At 55.1% G+C, this 21,467-nt stretch carries 21 protein-coding genes; 11 read left to right on the forward strand and 10 right to left on the reverse strand.

Going from position 1 to position 21,467, the window contains the following annotated elements; translation table 11 throughout:
• Nucleotide 1: 1 nt before the first annotated feature.
• The 3 genes from ACVV26_RS13365 to ACVV26_RS13375 are packed head-to-tail and all read left to right on the forward strand — an operon-like array spanning nucleotide 2 to nucleotide 2,278.
• Entirely contained in the window at nucleotides 2–1,021 is a 1,020-nt protein-coding gene (locus tag ACVV26_RS13365; RefSeq protein WP_312985724.1) for a PTS fructose transporter subunit IIC, read from the forward strand.
• Between the two features lie 16 nt (nucleotides 1,022–1,037).
• A complete protein-coding gene (locus ACVV26_RS13370; protein WP_474797551.1) occupies nucleotides 1,038–1,892 on the forward strand; it encodes a helix-turn-helix domain-containing protein in 855 nt (284 codons plus the stop codon).
• Nucleotides 1,892–2,278, forward strand: a complete 387-nt coding sequence (locus ACVV26_RS13375; RefSeq protein ID WP_312985720.1) for a PTS fructose transporter subunit IIB — start codon at nucleotides 1,892–1,894, stop codon at nucleotides 2,276–2,278. The genes ACVV26_RS13370 and ACVV26_RS13375 overlap by 1 nt, the downstream gene beginning before the upstream one ends.
• Here ACVV26_RS13375 and ACVV26_RS13380 read toward each other — a convergent pair.
• The 3 genes from ACVV26_RS13380 to ACVV26_RS13390 are packed head-to-tail and all read right to left on the reverse strand — an operon-like array spanning nucleotide 2,265 to nucleotide 5,721.
• The gene (locus ACVV26_RS13380; protein ID WP_474797553.1) at nucleotides 2,265–3,008 is read right to left on the reverse strand and encodes a phosphatase; all 744 of its coding nucleotides are present in this window, start codon (nucleotides 3,006–3,008) and stop codon (nucleotides 2,265–2,267) included. The two genes, ACVV26_RS13375 and ACVV26_RS13380, sit on opposite strands and share 14 nt — an antisense overlap.
• Before the next feature lie 50 nt (nucleotides 3,009–3,058).
• Nucleotides 3,059–5,053: a transketolase gene (gene tkt, locus ACVV26_RS13385; RefSeq protein WP_474797555.1), complete on the reverse strand. Its 1,995-nt coding sequence runs from the start codon at nucleotides 5,051–5,053 to the stop codon at nucleotides 3,059–3,061.
• A gap of 14 nt (nucleotides 5,054–5,067) precedes the next feature.
• Complete coding sequence (locus ACVV26_RS13390) at nucleotides 5,068–5,721, reverse strand: HAD-IA family hydrolase (RefSeq protein WP_474797557.1); 654 nt, start codon at nucleotides 5,719–5,721, stop codon at nucleotides 5,068–5,070.
• Nucleotides 5,722–6,016: 295 nt separating this feature from the next.
• On the opposite strand from ACVV26_RS13390, the gene ptsP reads away from it, so the two are divergent.
• The 6 genes from ptsP (at nucleotide 6,017) to ACVV26_RS13420 (ending at nucleotide 13,082) form a co-directional block, all read left to right on the forward strand.
• Nucleotides 6,017–8,527 (forward strand): phosphoenolpyruvate--protein phosphotransferase, encoded by a 2,511-nt coding sequence (ptsP, locus tag ACVV26_RS13395; protein ID WP_474797559.1) that lies wholly within the window; start codon nucleotides 6,017–6,019, stop codon nucleotides 8,525–8,527.
• Between the two features lie 38 nt (nucleotides 8,528–8,565).
• A complete protein-coding gene (locus ACVV26_RS13400; protein WP_312985361.1) occupies nucleotides 8,566–8,886 on the forward strand; it encodes a PTS fructose transporter subunit IIB in 321 nt (106 codons plus the stop codon).
• A 151-nt stretch (nucleotides 8,887–9,037) separates the two neighbouring features.
• Nucleotides 9,038–10,141, forward strand: a complete 1,104-nt coding sequence (locus tag ACVV26_RS13405; protein WP_474797561.1) for a PTS fructose transporter subunit IIC — start codon at nucleotides 9,038–9,040, stop codon at nucleotides 10,139–10,141.
• A 9-nt stretch (nucleotides 10,142–10,150) separates the two neighbouring features.
• Complete coding sequence (locus ACVV26_RS13410) at nucleotides 10,151–11,404, forward strand: class II D-tagatose-bisphosphate aldolase non-catalytic subunit (RefSeq protein WP_474797563.1); 1,254 nt, start codon at nucleotides 10,151–10,153, stop codon at nucleotides 11,402–11,404.
• A gap of 66 nt (nucleotides 11,405–11,470) precedes the next feature.
• The gene (tal, locus tag ACVV26_RS13415) at nucleotides 11,471–12,421 is read left to right on the forward strand and encodes a transaldolase (RefSeq protein ID WP_474797565.1); all 951 of its coding nucleotides are present in this window, start codon (nucleotides 11,471–11,473) and stop codon (nucleotides 12,419–12,421) included.
• 397 nt (nucleotides 12,422–12,818) lie between these two features.
• Complete coding sequence (locus ACVV26_RS13420; RefSeq protein ID WP_312985354.1) at nucleotides 12,819–13,082, forward strand: monooxygenase; 264 nt, start codon at nucleotides 12,819–12,821, stop codon at nucleotides 13,080–13,082.
• Nucleotides 13,083–13,197: 115 nt separating this feature from the next.
• Here ACVV26_RS13420 and lpxM read toward each other — a convergent pair whose 3' ends face one another.
• The 3 genes from lpxM to znuA form a co-directional block, all read right to left on the reverse strand.
• A complete protein-coding gene (gene lpxM / locus ACVV26_RS13425; protein WP_474797567.1) occupies nucleotides 13,198–14,169 on the reverse strand; it encodes a lauroyl-Kdo(2)-lipid IV(A) myristoyltransferase in 972 nt (323 codons plus the stop codon).
• A 126-nt stretch (nucleotides 14,170–14,295) separates the two neighbouring features.
• A complete protein-coding gene (gene mepM, locus ACVV26_RS13430) occupies nucleotides 14,296–15,618 on the reverse strand; it encodes a murein DD-endopeptidase MepM (RefSeq protein ID WP_312985350.1) in 1,323 nt (440 codons plus the stop codon).
• Nucleotides 15,619–15,633: 15 nt separating this feature from the next.
• On the reverse strand, nucleotides 15,634–16,578 hold the full coding sequence (znuA, locus tag ACVV26_RS13435) for a zinc ABC transporter substrate-binding protein ZnuA (RefSeq protein ID WP_474797570.1): 945 nt from the start codon (nucleotides 16,576–16,578) through the stop codon (nucleotides 15,634–15,636).
• A gap of 78 nt (nucleotides 16,579–16,656) precedes the next feature.
• Between znuA and znuC the strand changes: the two genes are divergently transcribed.
• Together znuC and znuB are read left to right on the forward strand one after the other, a co-directional pair.
• Complete coding sequence (gene znuC / locus ACVV26_RS13440) at nucleotides 16,657–17,412, forward strand: zinc ABC transporter ATP-binding protein ZnuC (RefSeq protein WP_474797572.1); 756 nt, start codon at nucleotides 16,657–16,659, stop codon at nucleotides 17,410–17,412.
• Complete coding sequence (gene znuB / locus ACVV26_RS13445) at nucleotides 17,409–18,194, forward strand: zinc ABC transporter permease subunit ZnuB (protein WP_474797574.1); 786 nt, start codon at nucleotides 17,409–17,411, stop codon at nucleotides 18,192–18,194. The genes znuC and znuB overlap by 4 nt, the downstream gene beginning before the upstream one ends.
• Nucleotides 18,195–18,230: 36 nt before the next feature.
• Here znuB and ruvB read toward each other — a convergent pair whose 3' ends face one another.
• The 4 genes from ruvB to ACVV26_RS13465 form a co-directional block, all read right to left on the reverse strand.
• Complete coding sequence (gene ruvB / locus ACVV26_RS13450; RefSeq protein ID WP_474797576.1) at nucleotides 18,231–19,241, reverse strand: Holliday junction branch migration DNA helicase RuvB; 1,011 nt, start codon at nucleotides 19,239–19,241, stop codon at nucleotides 18,231–18,233.
• 8 nt (nucleotides 19,242–19,249) lie between these two features.
• Nucleotides 19,250–19,861, reverse strand: a complete 612-nt coding sequence (ruvA, locus tag ACVV26_RS13455; protein WP_125291908.1) for a Holliday junction branch migration protein RuvA — start codon at nucleotides 19,859–19,861, stop codon at nucleotides 19,250–19,252.
• A 111-nt stretch (nucleotides 19,862–19,972) separates the two neighbouring features.
• The gene (gene ruvC / locus ACVV26_RS13460; RefSeq protein ID WP_312985340.1) at nucleotides 19,973–20,494 is read right to left on the reverse strand and encodes a crossover junction endodeoxyribonuclease RuvC; all 522 of its coding nucleotides are present in this window, start codon (nucleotides 20,492–20,494) and stop codon (nucleotides 19,973–19,975) included.
• 217 nt (nucleotides 20,495–20,711) lie between these two features.
• Nucleotides 20,712–21,452 carry a YebC/PmpR family DNA-binding transcriptional regulator gene (locus tag ACVV26_RS13465; RefSeq protein WP_002462916.1) on the reverse strand — a complete coding sequence of 247 codons (741 nt, stop codon included), beginning with the start codon at nucleotides 21,450–21,452 and terminating at the stop codon, nucleotides 20,712–20,714.
• Nucleotides 21,453–21,467 lie beyond the last annotated feature (15 nt).

Here is a 21,467-nt window from a genome sequence, read left to right on the forward strand (position 1 = left end):
AATGTTAAAACAATTAAAAAACACCAAACGACATTTTATGACCGGCGTGTCATACATGATCCCCTTTGTGGTGGCGGGCGGCGTGCTGCTGGCGCTGGCAGTGATGTTTAACGACCATGCCGCCATTCCCGACAGCGGCTTCCTGAAGGCGATGTCGCAAATCGGCCTCGCCGGGCTGACGTTGTTTATTCCCATCCTCGCCGGGTTTATCGCCTGGTCGATGGTGGATAAACCCGGCCTTGCCCCCGGCGCAATTGGCGGTCTGATGGCGTACCAGATGGGTGCCGGGTTCTTAGGCGGGATGCTGGCTGGCATCATTGCCGGGTTGATTGTCTGGCTGCTGCTGAGCCTGATCGCGCGGTTAAACGTTCCGGGCTTTCTCAGGATGATGCTGCCGATTTTTATTATTCCGCTGGTCGGGACCTTTATCACCGGAATGGCGGTTTACTACATTATCGGCGACCCGGTTGCCGGGCTGATGAAGTGGCTGAGCGCGTGGCTGGGCAACATGCAGGGGGCGTCGTTTATCATTCTCGGCACCATTTTAGGCTGCATGATCGCCGTCGATATGGGCGGCCCACTCAACAAAACCGCCTTCTTTTTTGCCGTCGCCCTGATTTCCACCAACCCACAACTGATGGCGGCCGTGGCGGCAGCCGACTGCACGCCGCCGCTGGGGCTGGCGCTGGCGACCTTTTTATTCAAAGGCATTTTTAATGACGTTGAGCGTGAAGCCGGGAAACCGGCGGTAATTATGGGCGTGATGGGTATCACCGAGGGCGCTATCCCGTTTGCCGCCGCTGACCCGGTACGGGTTATCCCGGCGATCATGACCGGCAGCGCGGTGGCGGCGGTGCTGTCGCTGTGGTTCGGTGCCACCAATGCCGCGCCCTGGGGCGGGCTTATCGTGCTGCCGGTGGTGGGCAACCATTTTGGCTACATCGTCTCGGTGATCGCCGGTACCGTTACCACTGCGGTAATGGTGAAGGTGCTGAAAACCGTGATCAAACCACAAGAGTAACGGGAGCAGTCAGCGAATGGGCGCATTTATCCAGTCGATTTTAAGCGAGTTCAGCACCCAGTGCTCCACCACGGAGAGTGTGCTGGTGGCCAGCGGCAACGCGCAGCCGCCAGCGATGGCCTATCACCTCCACGTTCCGCGCATTGAGCTGGTGGTGAAAGGCGCACTGACGATGCTGCTGCCCAAAGGCACTGACCGGGTGATTAAATGCACCCGGCCGGTGGGAACAATTACCTATATCCCCGCCAACAGTTGGAACTCACCCCAGTGGGAAAGCCCGGTGATTTGTATGTCGATCGTTTTCTGGAAACAGGATGTCGGTTTCAGCATCAGCAACTGGGACGGCACCCGCTTTAAAGAAGTGGAAAAGTTTAACCTGCAAAACTCCAGCAGTACGGTGCGTGACCGGCTGCTGGAACTGGCGGAATCGCTGGCATGGGCGCAGGATCAAACCGGCGAAACGTTTGCCCATATTGTTTATGCGCTGCTCAACGATCTGCTGTACCAGATCACCGAGGGGATGAACGATCACAAGGGCACCTTCTCGCTGCTGGATGAGATCAAAAGCCATCTCGACACGCATTACCACATGGAGATCAACCGGGAGAGCGTTGCGGAGACCTTTAATATTTCCCCCGGTTATTTGTCGCGGCTGTTTTCCCGCGAATCAGAGAGTAAATTTAACGAGTACCTGAAGTTAGTCCGGATTTCGCGTTCAAAAACACTGCTGACCAATACCAACCTGAAAATCAATGAGATATCAGAGAAATGCGGTTTCACCGATACCAACTATTTCTGCAAGGTGTTCCGGGATATTAATGATTGTACGCCGCTTGAATACCGGCGTAAGAACAAGGGAGCTAGCCAATAATGGCCCGTATAACAAAAGAAGACGTGCAGCCCTTCTCCAGCGATCGCAACCTGCAAATCGTGGCGGTCACCGCCTGCGCGACCGGTGTGGCGCACACTTATATGGCCGCCGAGCAGTTGGAAAAGCTGGCGAAAGCCTACCGTTTCTCGATCAAGATTGAGACTCAGGGCGTGCTGGGGCTGAAGAATCCCATCACCGAGAAAGATATTATTCATACCGAGCTGGTGATCATCGCCTCGGACATCACTATCGACAACCCGTCGCGCTTTGAAGGTTGCCGGGTGTTAAACGTGTGCATTAACTCGCTATTGCTGAAACCCACGGAGGTCATTTCGGCGATTCGCAAGTCGTTAAACCTGCCGCGCGGCACCGTTATCGACCTGTAAGTGCGTAAATTTCCTCGATCCTCGCGCCGCCGTGCTGTTCAAGAAATTCCAGTACGCGTCGCGGCGAGGCATTGAGGATTTGCGCCTCGGGGAAGTCCGTCTCTTCCAGCAAATGCCAGCAGGCGCTAAAGTCACCCAGCGAAAAGGCGCTGTGGGCGTCGGTGCCCAGCGAGAGCATCCCGCCGCTGTCGCGCACGGCCTCGACGATTTTCCGGCAGTTGGCCTCACTCCCCTTTCTTGAATGCATAAACGAGGCGTTATTGACCTCCAGCGCCACGTTATAGGTTTTTGCCGCTTCAACGACCGCCGGTATATCAATCGGGTATTCGGGATTGCCCGGATGGCTAATGATATGCACCTTGCCGCTGGCGATAACGGCGATCAGTGCATCGGTATGGGCCACGATATCGGCGGGCGCAAACACCTGTTTATGGAACCCGGCGATGATGAGATCCAGCGCGGCGCGCATTTTGTCACTACAGTCGGTTTCGCCGTTGGCTTTGATATTGGCCTCAATGCCGCGCAAAATCCCGACGCCTTCCACCACGCGCGGCAGAATGCGCTGATTGGTAAAGTGAAACGCATGCGGCGCATCGACCATTTCCGGGCCGTGATCGGTGATGGCAATCAGGCGGAGGTTTTTGCGGGCAGCGGCGGCAATATATTCCTGAACCGTACTGTAGGCATGGGTGCTGGCAACGGTGTGCATATGCAGATCAACGCGGTACATGTTAAGTCCTCCAGGGTTAAACCGGCCCCAAATGAGAGGGGCCGTAAACGTCAGGCCAGCAGCACGTTAGCCTGCTGGATCACCGCGTCCACGGTGAGACCGAACGCCTCATAAAGTTGTTCCGCTGGCGCAGACTCACCGTAGCTATGCATACCGACAACCGCGCCGTTCAGGCCGACGTATTTGTACCAGTAGTCGGTGATACCCGCCTCAACCGCCACCCGCGCGGTAACGGCCTGCGGCAGCACCGATTCGCGCCAGGCGGCGTCCTGCTGGTCGAACGCGTCGGTAGACGGCATCGACACCACCCGAACGTTCACGCCTTGTTCTGCCAACTGTTCCCAGGCCTCTACTGCCAGTTCCACTTCCGAGCCGGTGGCGATCAGGATCAGCTGCGGCTGGCCGTTGCAGTCCCTGAGCACATAGCCCCCGCGTGAGATATCCTGGATTTGCTGCCAGGTGCGTTCCTGCTGGGTCAGATTCTGGCGCGAAAAAATCAGCGCCGTCGGGCCGTCCTGACGCGCCACGGCGTATTTCCATGCCACTGCGGATTCAACCTGGTCGCAGGGCCGCCAGGTGCTGAGGTTCGGCGTCAGGCGCAGCGATGCTATCTGCTCCACCGGCTGGTGGGTCGGGCCGTCTTCGCCCAGGCCGATGGAGTCATGGGTATAAACCATCACCTGGCGCTGTTTCATCAGGGCCGCCATACGCACCGCGTTACGGGCGTATTCCACAAACATCAGGAAGGTGGAGGTGTATGGCAGGAAGCCGCCGTGCAGGGCGATACCGTTGGCGATAGCGGTCATACCGAATTCGCGCACGCCGTAGTGGATATAGTTACCGGCAGTGTCTTCGTTGATCGCTTTCGAGCCGGACCAGATCGTCAGGTTGGACGGGGCCAGGTCAGCAGAGCCGCCGAGGAATTCAGGCAGCAGCGGGCCAAAGGCTTCGATGGCGTTCTGGGATGCTTTACGGCTGGCGATTTTCGCCGGTTTGGCCTGTAAGCGCTCAATCCACGCCTGGGCCTTGCTGTCGAAATCCTCGGGCAGTTCGCCCTTTACCCGCCGGGTAAACTCCGCCGCCTGCTCCGGGAAGGCTTTCGCGTAGGCCGCGAATTTCTCATTCCATGCGGATTCTTTCGCGGCTCCGGCTTCTTTCGCATCCCACTGGGCATAGATGTCAGACGGGATTTCAAAGGCAGCGTGTTTCCAGCCAAGCGCTTCGCGGGTCAGCGCCACTTCTGCGTCGCCCAGCGGGGCACCGTGGGAGTCATGCGTACCGGCTTTGTTCGGTGAACCGAAGCCGATAACGGTTTTGCACATCAGCAGGGACGGCTTGTCGGTTACGGCGCGGGCCTCTTCCACGGCGCGTTTGATCGCGTCCGCATCATGACCATCCACGCCGCGCACCACGTGCCAGCCGTAGGCTTCAAAGCGTTTTGCGGTATCGTCGGTAAACCAGCCTTCCACGTGGCCGTCAATGGAAATGCCGTTGTCGTCATAGAACGCCACCAGCTTGCCGAGCTTCAGGGTACCGGCCAGGGAGCACACCTCGTGGGAGATGCCTTCCATCATGCAGCCGTCGCCCATAAAGGCGTAAGTAAAGTGGTCGACAATGTCGTGGCCCGGACGGTTGAACTGCGCCGCCAGGGTTTTCTCGGCGATAGCCATGCCTACGGCATTAGCGATGCCCTGGCCCAGCGGACCGGTGGTGGTTTCCACACCGGCGGTGTAGCCCACTTCCGGGTGGCCCGGGGTTTTTGAGTGCAACTGGCGGAAGTTTTTCAGCTCGTCAATCGGCAGGTCATAGCCGGTGAGGTGCAGCAGGCTGTAAATCAGCATTGAGCCGTGGCCGTTGGACAGCACGAAGCGGTCGCGGTCAGCCCAGGCCGGGTTGTTCGGGTTATGGTTCAGGAAATCACGCCACAGGACTTCGGCAATGTCAGCCATGCCCATCGGGGCGCCCGGGTGACCGGATTTGGCGCGTTGCACCGCGTCGATACTGAGAAAACGAATGGCATTCGCCAGGGTTTTTCTGGAAGGCATAAAAAACTCCGTTGCTAAATCTTGAGAAAGAAATCAGCCCCGCGCCCGGCCACGATGGCGAGGCCCCGGTAATGGCTGAGCGTGGCGCGCGTGTCGATGTTGTGTGCCACCGACTGCGCGGTGAGCACATCGATCACGGCGCAACCCGCTTCCCGGGCCGACACCAGGCCCGCGTAAGAATCTTCAAAAGCGATGCAGTCGGACGCAGGCAATTTCAGTTTTTGCGCGCCCAGTAAAAAGGGTTCGGGATGGGGTTTGCCGTGCCGGATATCCTCGCTGGTGACCAGCGCGGTGGGAAACGGCAGCCCGGCATGGCGAATGCGGGCAGAAGCCACTTTCAGCGAGCCCGAGGTGACAATCCCCCAGGGCACTGCCTGCGCATTGAGCTGGTTAAGAAAGTCCACCGCTCCGGCAACGGGGGTCATTCCCACCGCATGACGGGCTTCGTAGGCTTCCAGCATCAGGAATTCATCGTGTACCGCCGCGTCGCTGGCGTCGGGCATAAAATGGCGTAGCGTGCTGACCGCCGGTTTACCGTGCAGATAATCACGAACCGCCTGCGCATCCAGCCCGTGGTGATTGGCCCATGTGCGCCAGGATTGTTCGACAAAATCCAGCGAGTTAACCAGGGTTCCGTCTAAATCAAATAGCAATCCGTGAAACTGCATAATGCTCACCACCAGGATACAAAAATAGCGTTATTTATTTTGTATCCCAGACGTGGCCGGATAATAAACATCAATAAAGCAGCATTAATAGTAATTTCGTCATCCAGCGCCATAGCAAAACAATTACATGATAGCGATCACAAATTAATGGCGCGGCGCGTTTTTTCAAGCAAAGGTCACTTTTTTTCTATTCAAACATTCACAAGAACGATAAAGGATATAAACATGAAATGCAGGACAGCCTGCCTGCTCAATAAAATTAACTCGCCTTCTATTAAAGATTTTGGGAGTGATTATGTCAGAGATAATAACGTATCAGTGTGAACTCAGGGATGGCATTCACGCCCGGCCAGCAGGACATATCGAGCGCCTGTGTAATTCTTTTCAGGCCAACGTGCGCTGGAAAAATAATCGTACCGGGCTGGAAGGCAGCGCAAAAAGCGCGCTCTCGATTGTCGCCACCGATACGTTATTAAATGATGTGTGCGAAATTACCGTTGATGGCGAAGATGCGCGTGAGGCGGTCATTCAGCTCACGGCATTATTTAAAAAACTGCCCTCTTTTGAAGCTGCGCCAGAGCCAGAAACCGGCGCGCCCACCGACTACCTGCCGCGCTCGCTGCGGGAAACAACGCTGAGTTTTATTCAGGGCACACGCATCAGCGGCGGCGTAGCCATCGCCAAACCGGTGGCGATCCACAGCCTGACATTTGAAGAGTTACTGGCGCGCAACCCAGGGAAAATCACGAATGCTGCGCAAGAAAAAATTGCCGTTGTTGATGGGCTGGAAGCACTGAAGGGTGAAAAGCAGACGGCGCTGGAATTAAAACAGGGCGTTGAGCACGATATTATCCAGGCGCATCTTTCTATTATTACCGATGCGGCGTATCAAAGCGCGATTAGCGGATATATTGAAAAACAGCATAATGCCTGGTCGGCTATTATTCTGGCAGCGATGGATTTCTGCGCCGTGCTCAACCGCTCCTCCAGTAAATATATGAAAGAGCGCACACTTGATGTGCTGGATATTACCACCCAACTGTTATCCACAATTTATCGTGTGGAGGCGTTAGCGCAGAATAACCTCGACCTGAATGAGCCGTCGATAATTCTGGCCGACAGCCTGACGCCGAGTCAATTCCTCGGTATTAATAAACAGTGGCTGGCGGGCATGGTGCTCTCCTCCACCGGTAAAACCTCCCATACGGCGATCCTCGCTCGTTCGCTGGGCATCCCCACCCTGACGGATATCGATTTTTTAAGCCTGACGCTGAACCCGCAGCAGGAGATGATCATCGACGGCAATCCGGGGATTTTAATCACCGCCCCGGATGAGCAGGTGCTGCGCTATTACCGCAATGAAATCGCAGTGCAGGAAAACATGCGCCAGCAAATGTTGGCTAATGTGAATGAACCCGCCACCACCTGCGACGGGCACCGCGTTGAGATTGCCGCCAATATTGCCAGCCTGGCGGAAGCCGAAGCGGCGTTTCGCAACGGCGCGGAAGGCATCGGGCTGTTCCGCACCGAGATGTCGTTTATGGACCGGGAAACGCCGCCGGATTATCAGGAGCTGGCGGAGCTGTATACCCGCGTCATGGAATGCGCCGACGGCAAACCGGTTATCTTCCGCACCTTTGATATTGGCGGCGACAAGCCGGTTGACTATCTGAGTATCGGTGAAGAGGAGAACCCGTTTTTGGGCTTTCGCGCGGTGCGTACCTATCCGCACTATCGCGATCTGTTTGCCATGCAGTTAAAAGCGATTCTGACCGCCTCCGCCGCCGGAAATGCCAAAATCATGATCCCGATGATTGCTCACGCGGATGAGGTGATCTGGTGTCGCGGGGTGCTGGAAAGCGTTAAGCAGGCGATGCGCGCTGAAGAAATCGCCTTTGACGACGCTATCGCGCTGGGCGTAATGCTGGAAGTCCCGTCGGTGATCTTCGCCGTCCCGGAAATCGCCGAATACGCTGACTTTTTTAGCGTCGGCAGCAACGACCTGACCCAGTACTTCTTTGCCGCCGACCGGGGGAATTCTCAGGTTGCAGCGGTGTACGACAACTACGCGCCGTCATTTTTACGCGCGATGCGTTTTGCCGCCGATGAGGTGCACCGCGCCGGAAAATGGATCGGTATCTGCGGCGAACTGGGTGCCAGCAAAAACTTTCTGCCGCTGTTTACCGGCATGGGCTTTGACGAACTCAGCATGAGCGGCACCGCTATCCCCGGCGTGAAACATGCGCTGCGGGAACTGGACTTTACCAAATGCCAGCAACTGGCCCAGGACACGGTAGCGCTGAAATCCTCAGCTCAGGTGAAAGCCGCGCTTCAAACGCCTGACGTGAAGCTGGCAGGCAAGAAACCGATTCTGGCCCCGGAGTTTATTCTCTACGGTCTCGACGCCAGCGATAAAAACGAGGTGATTAAGCGGATGACCGATAATCTCTGGCTGCATCACCGGACCGATAATCGCGATCGGCTGTGTGACGATATCTGGGCCAGGGAAGATTCATTTTCTACCGCCGTGGGATATGGCTTTGCCATCCCGCATACCAAATCCGACCATATTGATTATTCCACTATCAGTATGGCGACGCTCGCCAAACCCATTATCTGGGGCGACCAGCAGGTGGAGACGGTATTTATGCTGACGGTGGGTAAATCCGCCGATCCCAATGAGCATATGAAATATTTCTCCACCCTGGCTAGGAAATTAATGAAAGAGGATTTTCGCAATGAAATAAAAACTGCCGAAAACGTCACGGTACTCTACAACCTGATGACTCAAACATTAAATGTTTAAAAAACAATTATCAGCCAAATAAAATTCAGGAGTTAATTATGAAAATTGTCGGCGTTGCAGCCTGTATTACCGGTGTTGCCCATACGTATATGGCGCAGGAAGCTATCGAGCAGGAATGCAAAAAGCGTGGCTATGAAGTCAAGGTTGAAACCCAGGGCGGTATGGGGATTGAGAACGAATTAAGCGAGGACGAAATCGCTGAAGCCGATGTGGTTATTCTGGCGGTTGCGATTGGTATCGAAGGCGTGGAGCGCTTTGAAGAAATGGAGGACGCCGGTCGGGTGATTTCTTTAAATCCGGCTGAAGTGATCCGCGATCCGGCGGCGATTATTAATAAAGCAGAACAGCTTGCACAATAATTAACGGGAATAAACTGCGTTTATTTCCTGCAAAAAATCGTGCAGCACAACGTTCAATAGGTTTCTGTGAACCCGTTATTTTCGCATTCAGGTGCGAGGCCTGCGTACGGCCTCGCCTGCGCGAAAATAACCGGGAACCGAGGAATAAATCATGTCGAATAATATGAAAGCCATAAAAGACGAATTAGTGAAGGCATTCAGTACCGGCGTCTCTTATATGATGCCGGTGGTGGTGGTTGGCGGGATCTGTTTATCGCTGTCACTGGTGGGCGGTGAAGCCGTGCCGGGTAAAGGGATTGTCGTCACCAATCCGTTCTTACTGAATCTCGGCGCCATCGGTAGCGCGGGTTTAGCGATGATGATCCCGGTGCTCGCCGCCTATATCGCCTACTCCATTGCCGGTAAACCGGGCCTGACGCCGGGTCTGATTACCGGGTTTATGGCCAGCACCCCGCTGGGCGACGATCGCGTAGTGACCGGGTTTCTCGGCGCCATGCTGCTCGGTATCCTGAGCGGTTATGTCGCCAAATGGATCAAAACCTGGAAAGTCGGCAAAGCGCTGATGCCGGTAATGCCGATCCTGATTATCCCTATCGTCTCTACCTGCCTGGTTGGCATGCTGTATTTGTACGTGCTGATTGGCCCAATCGGCGTGGCCATGAAATGGCTGGTGGCGATGCTCTCCAATATGCAGGGCGGCAGCGGGCTGGTGCTGGGGCTGATCCTTGGCGCGATGGCGGCCTTTGATATGGGTGGCCCGGTGAATAAAACCGCTACCGCGTTCACCCTGGCGTTAATGGCTGAAGGAATTTATGGCCCGAACGGCGCATACCGTATCGCCTGTGCTATTCCGCCGCTGGGTATTGCGCTCTCTACTTATATTTCACACCGGAAATGGGCGGAAGACGAAAAAAGAATGGGCTCCTCCGCCGCCTTTATGGGTTTTATCGGCATAACCGAAGGCGCGATCCCGTTTGCTGTTAAGAACCTTAAAACCGTTCTCCCTTCAATCATCATCGGCAGCGCTGTGGGAGCCGGCCTGGCGATGCTGCACGGCGTGGAATGCATGGTTCCCCACGGCGGGCTCATTGTGCTGGCGGGCGTCAATAAAGCCCCAATGTGGTACGTCATCGATATGGCTATCGGCGTGATTGTCACAGCGATTTGCCTGCACGTGCTGCGTCCAAATGTTAACGAGGCCGTGAAAAAAGAGGCCGTTAAAAAACCTGTCACTTCAGATATCAAAAACGTCTAAGGAGTTATCATGAAAAATACAATGAAGCAGTACGTGGATTATATTGTGAAGGGGGGTAAATCCACGATGTTAGGCATTGGCCCGATGTCGCCTGCGCTTATTCAGGCCTGTTTTGAATTAGGCAAAGAAAAAGACCTGCCGCTGATGTTTATTGCCAGCCGCAACCAGGTGGACGCCGACGAATTCGGTGCGGGTTACGTCAATAACTGGGATCAGTTCCGTTTTGCCGCCGATCTGAAAGCTATGGCGGAAAAAGTCGGCTTCGACGGCGATTATTTCCTGTGCCGTGACCACGGCGGTCCGTGGCAGCGCGATAAGGAGCGTAAAGACCACATTCCGGAAGCGCAGGCGATGGAACTGGCGCGCCGCTCTTACCAGGTGGATATGGATGCCGGGTTCGACCTGTTGCACATCGACCCGACCAAAGACCCGTACGTTGTCGGCAAAGTGATTGATATCGAACTGGTACTTAGCCGCACCGTTGAACTGATCCGCTTCTGCGAAGCGTACCGTAAGGCCAACAACCTGAAAGAGTTCTTCTATGAGGTCGGTACGGAAGAAACCAACGGCGGCCTGACCGATGTCAGCGCCTACGAAGGGTTTATCGTTGAGCTGAACAAACGCCTGTCTGCTGAAGGCCTGCCGCAGCCGCTGTTTATTGTCGGCCAGACGGGTACCCTGACCCGCCTGACCCAAAACGTCGGTCATTTTAACGACAAGCAGTCAGCGGAACTCTCCGCCATCAGTACCCGCCACGGCGTGGGCCTGAAAGAACATAACGGCGATTACCTGCCGGATGAAATTCTGCTGAAGCACCCGGGCCTGGGCATTACTGCCATGAACGTCGCCCCGGCTTACGGCACCATCGAAACCCGCGCCTATCTCAAGCTGGCGGAAGTGGAAAAAGATCTGGCGGCAAAAGGTCTTATTAAATCGGCATCTAATTTAAAAACCGTTTTGACCCGCGAGTGCGTGCTCAGCCACAAATGGGAAAAATGGATGACCGACGAACATAAAAATAAAACGGAAGAACAAATCTTTAGTGAGCCGGAATTGCTGAAAGAAATCCTCGAACTCAGCGGCCATTATAATTATGAAAAACCTGACGTGGTAAAAGAGATGCAAACAATGTTTGCCAACCTTAACTCCTTCGGTATCGAACCAGAGCGTTATGTGATCAATAAAATTAAAGACATGATTCAGAATGAAGCCGAGTGCTTTAATATGCCGGGGCTAACCTCGCGGGTGGCTCAGGCGAAATAAACCTGGTGTTTTAAAAATAAGGAGCGGGCCCCTCCTTATTTATAAATGTGATTAACAGGAACCATTATGAATCAGCTTGAGCAATTAAAGCAGCGGACGGTTATTGTTGCTGACAGCGGGGATATCGATAGCATTACCCGTTATCAACCGCAGGACGCCACGACCAATCCGTCGCTGATCTATAAAGCGGCGCAGCTTCCGCAATATCAAAAGCTGGTGGAAGATGCGGTGGCAACGGTGAAATCACGCGCCAGCGGCAGCGATGTTCAACCCTCCGCCATTGCCGATTATCTGGCAGTCAGCATCGGGGCGCTGATTTTAAAAAGCATCCCCGGGCGCATCTCAACCGAGGTAGACGCCCGCCTCTCTTATGATACCGAGGCCAGCATTAACAAAGCGCGCCAGCTTATCGCGTTATATGAAGAGAAAGGCGTCGGCAAAGATCGCGTGTTGATCAAACTGGCCGCCACCTGGCAGGGCATCCGCGCCGCCGGGGTGCTGGAAAAAGAGGGCATTCACTGTAACCTGACGCTGTTGTTCTCTTTCGCCCAGGCCAGAGCCTGCGCCGATGCCGGGGTGTTTTTGATTTCGCCGTTTGTTGGCCGCATCTACGACTGGTACAAGAAAAACCAGCAGGACACGGTGTTTACCCCGGATAACGATCCCGGCGTAGAGTCAGTACGCAATATCTATCAGTTTTATAAACAGCACGGCTACCAGACGGTAGTGATGGGTGCCAGCTTCCGTACCCCGGAGCAAGTGCTGGCGCTCAATGGATGCGATCGGTTGACCGTGTCACCATCATTGCTGGCGAAGCTAGGGGAAAGCGACGCGGCTGTGCCTGCCCCGCTGGCTTATCACGGCGAGATTCAGCCGAAACCGGCAGCAATGAGCGAAGCGGAGTTTTTCTGGCAGCATAATCAGGATGCAATGGCGGTTGAAAAACTCGCTGAAGGTATCCGGTTATTTGCTGCCGATCAGAATAGCCTTGAGGCGTTACTGAAACAGGTTTTGTAATAGCCAACGCTCCGGCATGAACAGTCATTATGCCGGAGCGTCTGGTAATGAATTGTCCAAAATAAAATACAGAATTTCCTCAGATACCCACATCTGAGAATATATCTTCTTTTATCTGTCATCTCAGCGATGAAATAATCACCCGCCCGCCTGTTTTTCACATGTTCATTATTTAATCCTGCCTGCGGTCTTCAGCTGATAATAACGCTTCCTGTAACTGTACATCGTGTAACAAAAATAAATCTGTTGCTTTGAACATTCTCTACTACGCTTATAGCTGGCCACGACGCTGTAGAATAAATAACCAATAAGGAACGCCAACATTGAAGGTTTAATCGTAATCGATTGATTTGCAGATAATAATTAATATGGGCACGTGTTGTAGCAGGAAAAGAATATGAGAGTAAAACTGACTGCCGGGAAAATGGCAAAATTTCATCTTACGCTAGCGCTGGTATGGGCCGCATTAACGATACCCACACTGATATGGTGGAAAGACAGTATTCTCTGGGTTTCACTGATGAGTATTTATGCCATTGTGATTGGTCATTTGGCAGCCTATAGCGCAGCGCATGCTGAAAAAGCAGCCAGCAAAGCGCTGAATGAAAGCGGCGAGGCGAATAAAAGGATCGACCAGCAAAATACTGAAATGTCGGGTTAAGCGCAAATAAGCGGGTTGGCTATTTAACAAACTACCGCGTTATTATCAGACCGCCATCATGTGTGACAGAGGATATCCCGGCCGTATCCGTGGCCGGGATCGGGTTTCAACACTGCTATTTCTTCGGCCACAAATCCTTGCGCTTATAAGGTTCAATCTCCCCTTCTTTACGCGTTTTCAGCAGCTTCAAAATCCAGGTGTACTGCTCGGGATGCGGGCGAACAAAAATCTCCACTTCCTCGTTCATGCGTCTTGCGATGGTGCGATCGTCCGCATCGTTTAAATCATCCATCGGCGGGCGGATATACACGTCGAGACAGTGGGTTTTGGCGTTATAGACCGGGAACAGCGGCACCACGCGCGCGCGGCACACTTTCATCATGCGCCCGATGGCGGGCAACGTCGCTTTATACGTCGCGAAGAAATCGACAAATTCGCTGTGCTCCGCGCCGTGGTCCTGGTCGGGCAGATAATAACCCCAGTATCCTTTACGGATGGAAGTAATAAAGGGCTTGATGCCGTCATTACGGGCATGGATACGGCTACCGTCAAAACGACGGCGCGCGCGGTTCCAGAAGTAATCGATCAGTTGGTTTTTCTGATTGTGGAACATGGCTGACATCTTCTGCCCCTGGGAGGCCAGCAGCATGGCCGGGATATCAACTCCCCAGCCATGCGGCACCAGGAAAATCACGTTTTCATTGTTTTCGCGAAACGTCTCAAGGATTTCCGCACCGTGCCAGTTGACGCGCGACAGCACTTTTTTAGGATCGCGTAACGCCAGTTCGGCCATCATCACCATCGCCTGCGGCGCGGTTTCAAACATCCCATTAATGATGGCTTCACGTTTTTCTTCAGAATATTCAGGGAAGCAGTAAAGCAGATTGATGCGTGCGCGACGGCGAGCGCTTTTGCCAAAACGCCCACCAATACGGCCCAGCTTCGCCAGTAAAGGATCGCGAATCGACGACGGCGTTAGCGCCATCGCGGAAATCGCGGCGACACCCAGCCATGCACCCCAATAGCGGGGAAGCAAAAATTCGTTCTTAAACTCGGGGATAAATTCGTTAACAGATTTTTTTTCCATGCCCTTTTCCGTCTGGCGCCCAACAGAATGGGCAAAATAATCCGTTATTTTAGCGTCTGATGGCGCGTGAGACAAAAGAAAAGCCGACGCCCGTAAGGGATGTCGGCTTTGTCTTAAACGGCGGGATTAATCAAAACGCAGCTGAGGCACCACTTCTTTGACCTGCGCGAGGTAATCCGAACGGTCTTTACCGGTCAGGCCCTCAGAGCGCGGTAGTTTAGCCGTCAGCGGGTTTACCGCCTGCTGGTTGATCCACATTTCAAAGTGCAGATGCGGACCGGTGGAACGGCCAGTATTGCCCGACAGCGCGATACGATCGCCGCGTTTCACTTTCTGGCCCGGTTTCACCAGCAGCTTTTTGAGGTGCATATAGCGCGTGGTGTAAGTACGACCATGACGCACGGCAACGTAATAACCTGCCGCGCCGCTGCGTTTAGCCACCACGACTTCGCCGTCACCGACTGCCAGTACTGGCGTACCCTGCGGCATCGCAAAGTCGACGCCTTTATGCGGCGCAACGCGGCCGGTAACCGGGTTGAGGCGGCGCGGGTTGAAGTTCGAAGAAACGCGGAACTGTTTCACCGTCGGGAAACGCATAAAGCCTTTCGCCAGCCCGGAGCCGTTGCGGTCGTAGAACTTACCGTCTTCTGCGCGCACCGCGTAGTAATCTTTACCGCTGGAGCGCAAACGCACGCCCAATAGCTGGCTCTGCTCGCGTTTGCCGTCGAGCATTTCGCGCGACATCAGCACTGAGAACTCATCGCCTTTTTTCAGCTTGCGGAAGTCCATCTGCCACTGCATGGCTTTGATCACGGCGCTGATTTCGCTGCTGGTTAAACCGGCGTCTTTGGCGCTGGCGACAAAGCTGCCGCCCACGGTGCCTTTCAGCACATTGTTGACCCAGTCACCTTCAGCGATTTCGCTGCTCATTTTGAACCCGCCGTCGACGCGGTCGTAAGTGCGGGTTTCACGGCGCGACATTTCCCAGGTCAGGCGTTGCAGTTCGCCTTCCGGGGTTAAGGTCCAGGAAATTTGCTGACCGATTTTCAAATTACGCAGGTCTTTATCGACGTTCGCCAGGGTGCTGATATCACCCATTTCAATGCCGTACTGGTTCAGTACGCTGCTGAGCGTATCGCCGGTCGACACCACATATTCGTGAACGCCAGTTTCGCCTGCGGTTTTGTCATCCAGCTCATCCTGCGGGATGGCGTCGTCTTCTTCCGGTGCGGCCTGATCGATAGGCTCACTTGCTTCCGGCAATAATGAACGCACTTCGCTTTTTTCAAGCTCAATGGTTTTAACAATCGGGGCGGCTTCGGGGTGATAGATGTACGGTCGCCAGACGGCGACCGCAAGTGTAAGAAAAGTTAGTGACCCCAACATCACGCGATGGGGGCGTGGCAAGTTGTTAAATGCCAGGGCGACAGAGCGGGCTATCTGTTGCACGTATTCACTTCCTCGTTAATCTCCTTTCAGGCAGCTCGCATACTGGTTTGCCAACTGGGTCAGGAAGCCGCTATAGCTATCCTTGCCCAATTTCACATCGGTTCCCAGCGGGTCGAGTGTTCCCATACGAACAGACGTCCCCCTGGCAACGGCTTCGATTACCGCTGGCCTGAATTGTGGCTCAGCAAAAACGCAGGTCGCTTTTTGCTCAACCAACTGTGTTCTGATTTCATGTAAACGCTGCGCACCAGGCTGGATTTCAGGGTTAACGGTAAAGTGACCGAGGGGCGTAAGACCGTAGTGTTTTTCATAGTAGCCGTAGGCGTCATGAAAAACGAAATACCCCTTCCCTTTCAACGGTGCCAGCTCATCGCGAACCTGCTTATCGGTTTGGGCTAATTGTGCCTCAAAGTGCTGCAGATTGGCGTCTAGTTTGGCCTTACTTTGCGGCATAAGTTCCACTAATTTTCCATGGATTGCAACCGCTGAAGCCCGCGCGATCTCAGGTGAGAGCCAGATATGCATGTTGTATTCACCGTGATGGTGATCGTGGTCACTGTTTTCAGCACCGTGATCGTGCCCGTGCTCCTCATCGTGGTCATGATCTTCCCCCTTCATGAGCAGCGGTTTCACGTCAGATAATTCAGCCAGAGCGACCTTTTTCTGCTCAGGAAACTGGCTCACCTGCTTTTGCATGAAGGCTTCCATCTCGGGGCCGACCCACACCACTAAGTCCGCGTTTTGTAAGCGTTTTACATCAGACGGGCGCAGTGCGTAATCATGCTCGGATGCGCCATCAGGAAGTAATACTTCTGTATCAGTTACGCCATCGGCGATAGCTGAGGCAATAAATCCGAGGGGTTTAAGCGAAGCAACCACCGCCGCCTGCGCATTTGCCACTATTCCACCCCATACCGCTGCCGAAAGAGCAGCGCAAAGAAACGTCTTTTTATGTAACATTATTTAACTATCCGTCGTTAATCGGCTCGGGAATGTGATATTATAACATTCGATAACTTCTGCAACGCTTAATTTCTCATGACGAATTTAGTAACACTGGAAAATATCTCCGTCTCGTTTGGGCAGCGCCGCGTGCTGTCTGACGTGTCGCTCGGCCTGAAACCGGGCCGCATCCTGACGCTGCTCGGCCCGAATGGTGCAGGAAAATCCACGCTGGTACGCGTGGTGCTGGGGCTGGTAGCACCTGACGAAGGCGTCATCAAGCGCGACCATAACCTGCGCATCGGCTATGTGCCGCAAAAGCTGCATCTTGATGCCACCCTGCCGCTGACGGTAAGCCGCTTTATGCGGCTGCGCCCTGGCGCGCGCAAGCAGGATATTCTGCCGGCGCTGAAACGCGTACAGGCCGGGCACCTGATCGACGCGCCGATGCAAAAACTGTCCGGTGGCGAAAACCAGCGGGTCCTGCTGGCGCGCGCGCTGCTCAATCAGCCGCAACTGCTGGTGCTGGATGAACCTACCCAGGGCGTGGACGTTAACGGCCAGGTTGCGCTGTACGATTTAATCGACAAACTGCGCTGCGAACTGGACTGCGCGGTGCTGATGGTCTCCCACGATTTACATCTGGTGATGGCGAAAACCGACGATGTGCTGTGCCTGAATCACCATATCTGCTGCTCCGGCACGCCGGAAGTGGTGTCGATGCACCCGGAGTTTATTTCGATGTTCGGCCCGCGCGGCGCGGAACAGTTGGGTATCTATCGTCACCACCATAATCATCGCCACGACCTCCAGGGTCGGATTGTCCTGCGTCGGGGAAACGGTCACTCATGATTGAATTATTATTGCCCGGCTGGTTTGCCGGGATGCTGCTGGCGTGCGCCGCTGGCCCGCTCGGCTCGTTTGTGGTCTGGAGTCGTATGTCTTATTTCGGCGATACCCTCGCCCACGCCTCGCTGTTAGGCGTCGCTTTTGGCCTGCTATTGAACGTCAATCCGTTTTACGCCGTGATTGCCGTAACGCTGCTGCTGGCGGTGGGTCTGGTGATTCTGGAAAAACGTCCGCACCTGGCGATCGATACGTTGCTCGGGATTATGGCCCACAGCGCCCTGTCGCTGGGTCTGGTGGTGGTCAGCCTGATGTCCAATATCCGCGTAGATTTGATGGCCTATCTGTTTGGCGATCTGCTGTCAGTGACTCCGGCGGATATCCTGTCTATCGCTATCGGCGTGGCGATTGTGATTGCGGTGCTGGCGTGGCAATGGCGTAGCCTGCTGGCGATGACCATCAGCCCGGATCTGGCTTTTGTCGATGGCGTTAAGCTCCAGCGCGTAAAAATGCTGCTCATGCTGGTGACAGCGTTAACAATTGGCGTGGCGATGAAGTTTGTCGGCGCGCTGATTATCACGTCGCTGCTGATTATTCCGGCGGCTACAGCGCGGCGTTTTGCCCGTACCCCGGAGCAGATGGCGGGTATTGCTGTGGTTATCGGCATGATCGCCGTAACTGGCGGGCTGACCTTCTCGGCGTTTTACGACACGCCCGCAGGCCCGTCGGTGGTGTTAGCAGCGGCGCTAATGTTTATTCTCACCATGATGAAGAAAAGCGCGGCGTAATAAAAAGGGCGGAGATTTCCGCCCTTTTTACTTACCTCACGGCATCGCCGGAGGGGTGATCCCGAAATGCTGCCAGGCGCGCACCGTCGCCATACGGCCTCGCGGCGTGCGCTGTAAAAAGCCCTGCTGGATCAGGAACGGCTCCAGCACGTCCTCAATGGTTTCACGCTCTTCGCCGATGGCTGCCGCCAGGTTATCCAGCCCCACCGGCCCGCCGAAAAACTTATCGATAATCGCCAGTAGCAGCTTGCGGTCCATATAGTCAAAGCCTTCGGCATCAACGTTAAGCATATCCAGCGCCTGGGATGCCACATCCTGGGAAATGACCCCGTTGTGACGCACTTCAGCGAAATCCCGCACCCGGCGCAGCAGACGGTTGGCGATACGCGGCGTACCGCGCGCGCGTTTAGCCACTTCCAGCGCGCCTTCGTGGCTCATATCGAGGCCCATATGCTGGGCGCTGCGATTGACGATGTGCTGCAAATCTGCCACCTGATAAAACTCCAGGCGCTGAACAATGCCAAAACGGTCGCGCAGCGGCGAGGTCAACGACCCGGCGCGCGTGGTCGCGCCAATCAGGGTAAAGGGCGGCAGATCGATTTTGATTGAGCGCGCCGCGGGACCTTCGCCAATCATGATATCCAGCTGGTAATCTTCCATTGCCGGATACAGCACCTCTTCCACTACCGGCGACAGGCGATGGATCTCGTCAATAAATAGCACGTCGTGCGGTTCGAGGTTGGTCAACATGGCGGCGAGATCGCCCGCCTTTTCCAGCACCGGCCCGGAGGTGGTGCGCAGATTCACGCCCAGCTCATTGGCGACGATACCGGCCAGAGTGGTTTTACCTAACCCCGGCGGGCCAAAAATCAGCAAGTGATCCAGCGCATCGCCGCGCAGCCTGGCCGCCTGGATGAAGATCTCCATCTGCGAACGTACCTGCGGCTGGCCGATATACTCTTCCAGCAGCTTCGGGCGGATGGCCCGGTCTATGATCTCTTCCTGGGTTATGTTCGCAGCGGAAACCAGGCGGTCTGCTTCTATCATCCGTTACCTCACAATGCCGCGCGTAATGCTTCGCGGATAAGGGTTTCGCTGTCCGCATCAGGACGCGCCAGTTTGCTTACCATACGGCTCGCTTCCTGCGGTTTATAACCCAACGCCACCAGCGCGGCAACGGCTTCGGCTTCGGCGTCGTCTTTCGCCGGGCTGGCAGGCGAGGTGAGCACCAGATCGGCTGCCGGGGTAAACAGGTCGCCATGCAGGCCTTTAAAGCGATCTTTCATTTCCACCACCAGACGCTCGGCGGTTTTCTTGCCGATACCCGGCAGTTTCACCAGCGCGGCGGGCTCTTCGCGTTCGACGGCATTCACAAACTGCTGCGCCGACATGCCGGAGAGGATTGCCAGCGCCAGTTTCGGGCCGACGCCGTTCACCTTGATTAATTCGCGGAACAGCGTGCGCTCCTGCTTATTATTAAAGCCGAACAGCAGCTGCGCGTCTTCACGCACCACAAAATGGGTGAAGACGACCGCTTCCTGGCCCGTTTCCGGGAGCTCATAAAAGCAGGTCATCGGCATATGCACTTCATAACCGACACCGCCCGCCTCCAGTAACACCAGCGGGGGTTGTTTTTCCAGAACGATGCCTCTGAGTCTGCCTATCACAATACGCTCCTGCGGTTAGCGGCTAACAATGTTTCCTGAGATTCACGCGAGGGGCGCGTGAGGAAGATAAGGCTATCATATAAAAAAGGCTGGATAGATATCCAGCCTGATTTATCTTAACCGCCCTCTTGCCAGATTAAGCCGCGACTCGCTCATCTGGGTCGCGTTCTGGCTGATGTGGCAATGGGTGATGGCGATGGCCAGCGCATCCGCCGCATCCGCCTGCGGGTTAGCAGGCAGTTTCAGCAGGGTGCGCACCATATGCTGCACCTGGCTTTTCTCGGCGCTACCGATGCCGACTACCGTCTGTTTAACCTGACGGGCCGCGTATTCAAAGACCGGCAAATCGTGGTTAACCGCCGCGACAATCGCCACGCCGCGCGCCTGGCCGAGCTTCAGCGCTGAGTCGGCGTTTTTCGCCATAAAGACCTGCTCGATAGCGAAATAGTCCGGCTGGAACTGGGTGATGATTTCGCATACCCCCGCGTAGATGAGTTTCAGACGCGAGGGTAAATCGTCCACTTTGGTGCGGATGCAGCCGCTGCCTAAATAGCTTAGCTGCCTGCCGACCTGGCGGATCACCCCATAGCCGGTAACGCGTGACCCCGGATCAATCCCGAGAATAATCGCCATCACGCGCCTCCGGTTATAAACGTTTGATACCCTAAATATTTCAGTTCGCAGGACAAAGCCCGTAGGGGTTTGAACAGCGCTTGCGCTGACCCCGAAGGGGCGAAGCCGAAGGCTGAGTCACGCGGCCACGCAGCGAATCCCCACGAGCCTAGATTAACTACGCGACTGGGGTGAGCGAGGAGAGCCAACGCACCTGCGGACTGAAAGATGACGGGTATCACAGAGTGGCAGCGACTTCGTCGGAGATCTCACCATTGTGGTAAACCTCCTGCACATCGTCGCAGTCTTCCAGCATGTCGATCAGACGCAGCAGTTTCGGCGCGGTTTCCGCATCCATATCGGCTTTGGTTGACGGGATCATGGAGACTTCGGCGTTGTCGGCTTTGAGGCCAGCAGCTTCCAGCGCATCACGCACTGCGCCCATCTCTTCCCACGCGGTATACACGTCAATCGCGCCGTCGTCGAAAGTCACCACGTCTTCCGCCCCCGCTTCCAGCGCCGCTTCCATGATGGCGTCTTCATCGCCCGCTTCGAAAGAGATCACCCCTTTCTTGCTGAACAGATAGGCCACGGAACCGTCGGTACCCAGGTTGCCGCCGCATTTGCTGAAGGCGTGGCGAACTTCCGCCACGGTGCGGTTGCGGTTATCGGACAGGCATTCCACCATCACCGCCGTGCCGCCAGGACCGTAACCTTCATAAATGATGGTTTCCATGTTCGCGTCGTCATCGCCGCCCACGCCACGTGCGATGGCACGGTTCAGGGTGTCACGGGTCATGTTGTTCGACAGCGCTTTATCGATCGCCGCACGCAGACGTGGGTTGGAACCTGCATCGCCGCCGCCTAAGCGCGCAGCGGTGACCAGCTCACGAATAATTTTGGTGAAAATCTTACCGCGTTTGGCATCCTGTGCCGCTTTGCGGTGTTTGGTGTTGGCCCATTTACTGTGACCTGCCATAAATTTTTCCTCAAA

The sequence above is a fragment of the Atlantibacter sp. MEI4A-1023 genome, from assembly GCF_056155425.1.

Bases quoted from the DNA above. Each gene is read 5' to 3' on its own strand.
- ACVV26_RS13365 (WP_312985724.1), top strand. From the start codon at position 2: ATGTTAAAACAATTAAAAAACACCAAACGACATTTTATGACCGGCGTG.
- ACVV26_RS13370 (WP_474797551.1), top strand. From the start codon at position 1,038: ATGGGCGCATTTATCCAGTCGATTTTAAGCGAGTTCAGCACCCAGTGC.
- ACVV26_RS13375 (WP_312985720.1), top strand. From the start codon at position 1,892: ATGGCCCGTATAACAAAAGAAGACGTGCAGCCCTTCTCCAGCGATCGC.
- ACVV26_RS13380 (WP_474797553.1), bottom strand. From the start codon at position 3,008: ATGTACCGCGTTGATCTGCATATGCACACCGTTGCCAGCACCCATGCC.
- tkt (WP_474797555.1), bottom strand. From the start codon at position 5,053: ATGCCTTCCAGAAAAACCCTGGCGAATGCCATTCGTTTTCTCAGTATC.
- ACVV26_RS13390 (WP_474797557.1), bottom strand. From the start codon at position 5,721: ATGCAGTTTCACGGATTGCTATTTGATTTAGACGGAACCCTGGTTAAC.
- ptsP (WP_474797559.1), top strand. From the start codon at position 6,017: ATGTCAGAGATAATAACGTATCAGTGTGAACTCAGGGATGGCATTCAC.
- ACVV26_RS13400 (WP_312985361.1), top strand. From the start codon at position 8,566: ATGAAAATTGTCGGCGTTGCAGCCTGTATTACCGGTGTTGCCCATACG.
- ACVV26_RS13405 (WP_474797561.1), top strand. From the start codon at position 9,038: ATGTCGAATAATATGAAAGCCATAAAAGACGAATTAGTGAAGGCATTC.
- ACVV26_RS13410 (WP_474797563.1), top strand. From the start codon at position 10,151: ATGAAAAATACAATGAAGCAGTACGTGGATTATATTGTGAAGGGGGGT.
- tal (WP_474797565.1), top strand. From the start codon at position 11,471: ATGAATCAGCTTGAGCAATTAAAGCAGCGGACGGTTATTGTTGCTGAC.
- ACVV26_RS13420 (WP_312985354.1), top strand. From the start codon at position 12,819: ATGAGAGTAAAACTGACTGCCGGGAAAATGGCAAAATTTCATCTTACG.
- lpxM (WP_474797567.1), bottom strand. From the start codon at position 14,169: ATGGAAAAAAAATCTGTTAACGAATTTATCCCCGAGTTTAAGAACGAA.
- znuA (WP_474797570.1), bottom strand. From the start codon at position 16,578: ATGTTACATAAAAAGACGTTTCTTTGCGCTGCTCTTTCGGCAGCGGTA.
- znuC (WP_474797572.1), top strand. From the start codon at position 16,657: ATGACGAATTTAGTAACACTGGAAAATATCTCCGTCTCGTTTGGGCAG.
- znuB (WP_474797574.1), top strand. From the start codon at position 17,409: ATGATTGAATTATTATTGCCCGGCTGGTTTGCCGGGATGCTGCTGGCG.
- ruvB (WP_474797576.1), bottom strand. From the start codon at position 19,241: ATGATAGAAGCAGACCGCCTGGTTTCCGCTGCGAACATAACCCAGGAA.
- ruvC (WP_312985340.1), bottom strand. From the start codon at position 20,494: ATGGCGATTATTCTCGGGATTGATCCGGGGTCACGCGTTACCGGCTAT.
- ACVV26_RS13465 (WP_002462916.1), bottom strand. From the start codon at position 21,452: ATGGCAGGTCACAGTAAATGGGCCAACACCAAACACCGCAAAGCGGCA.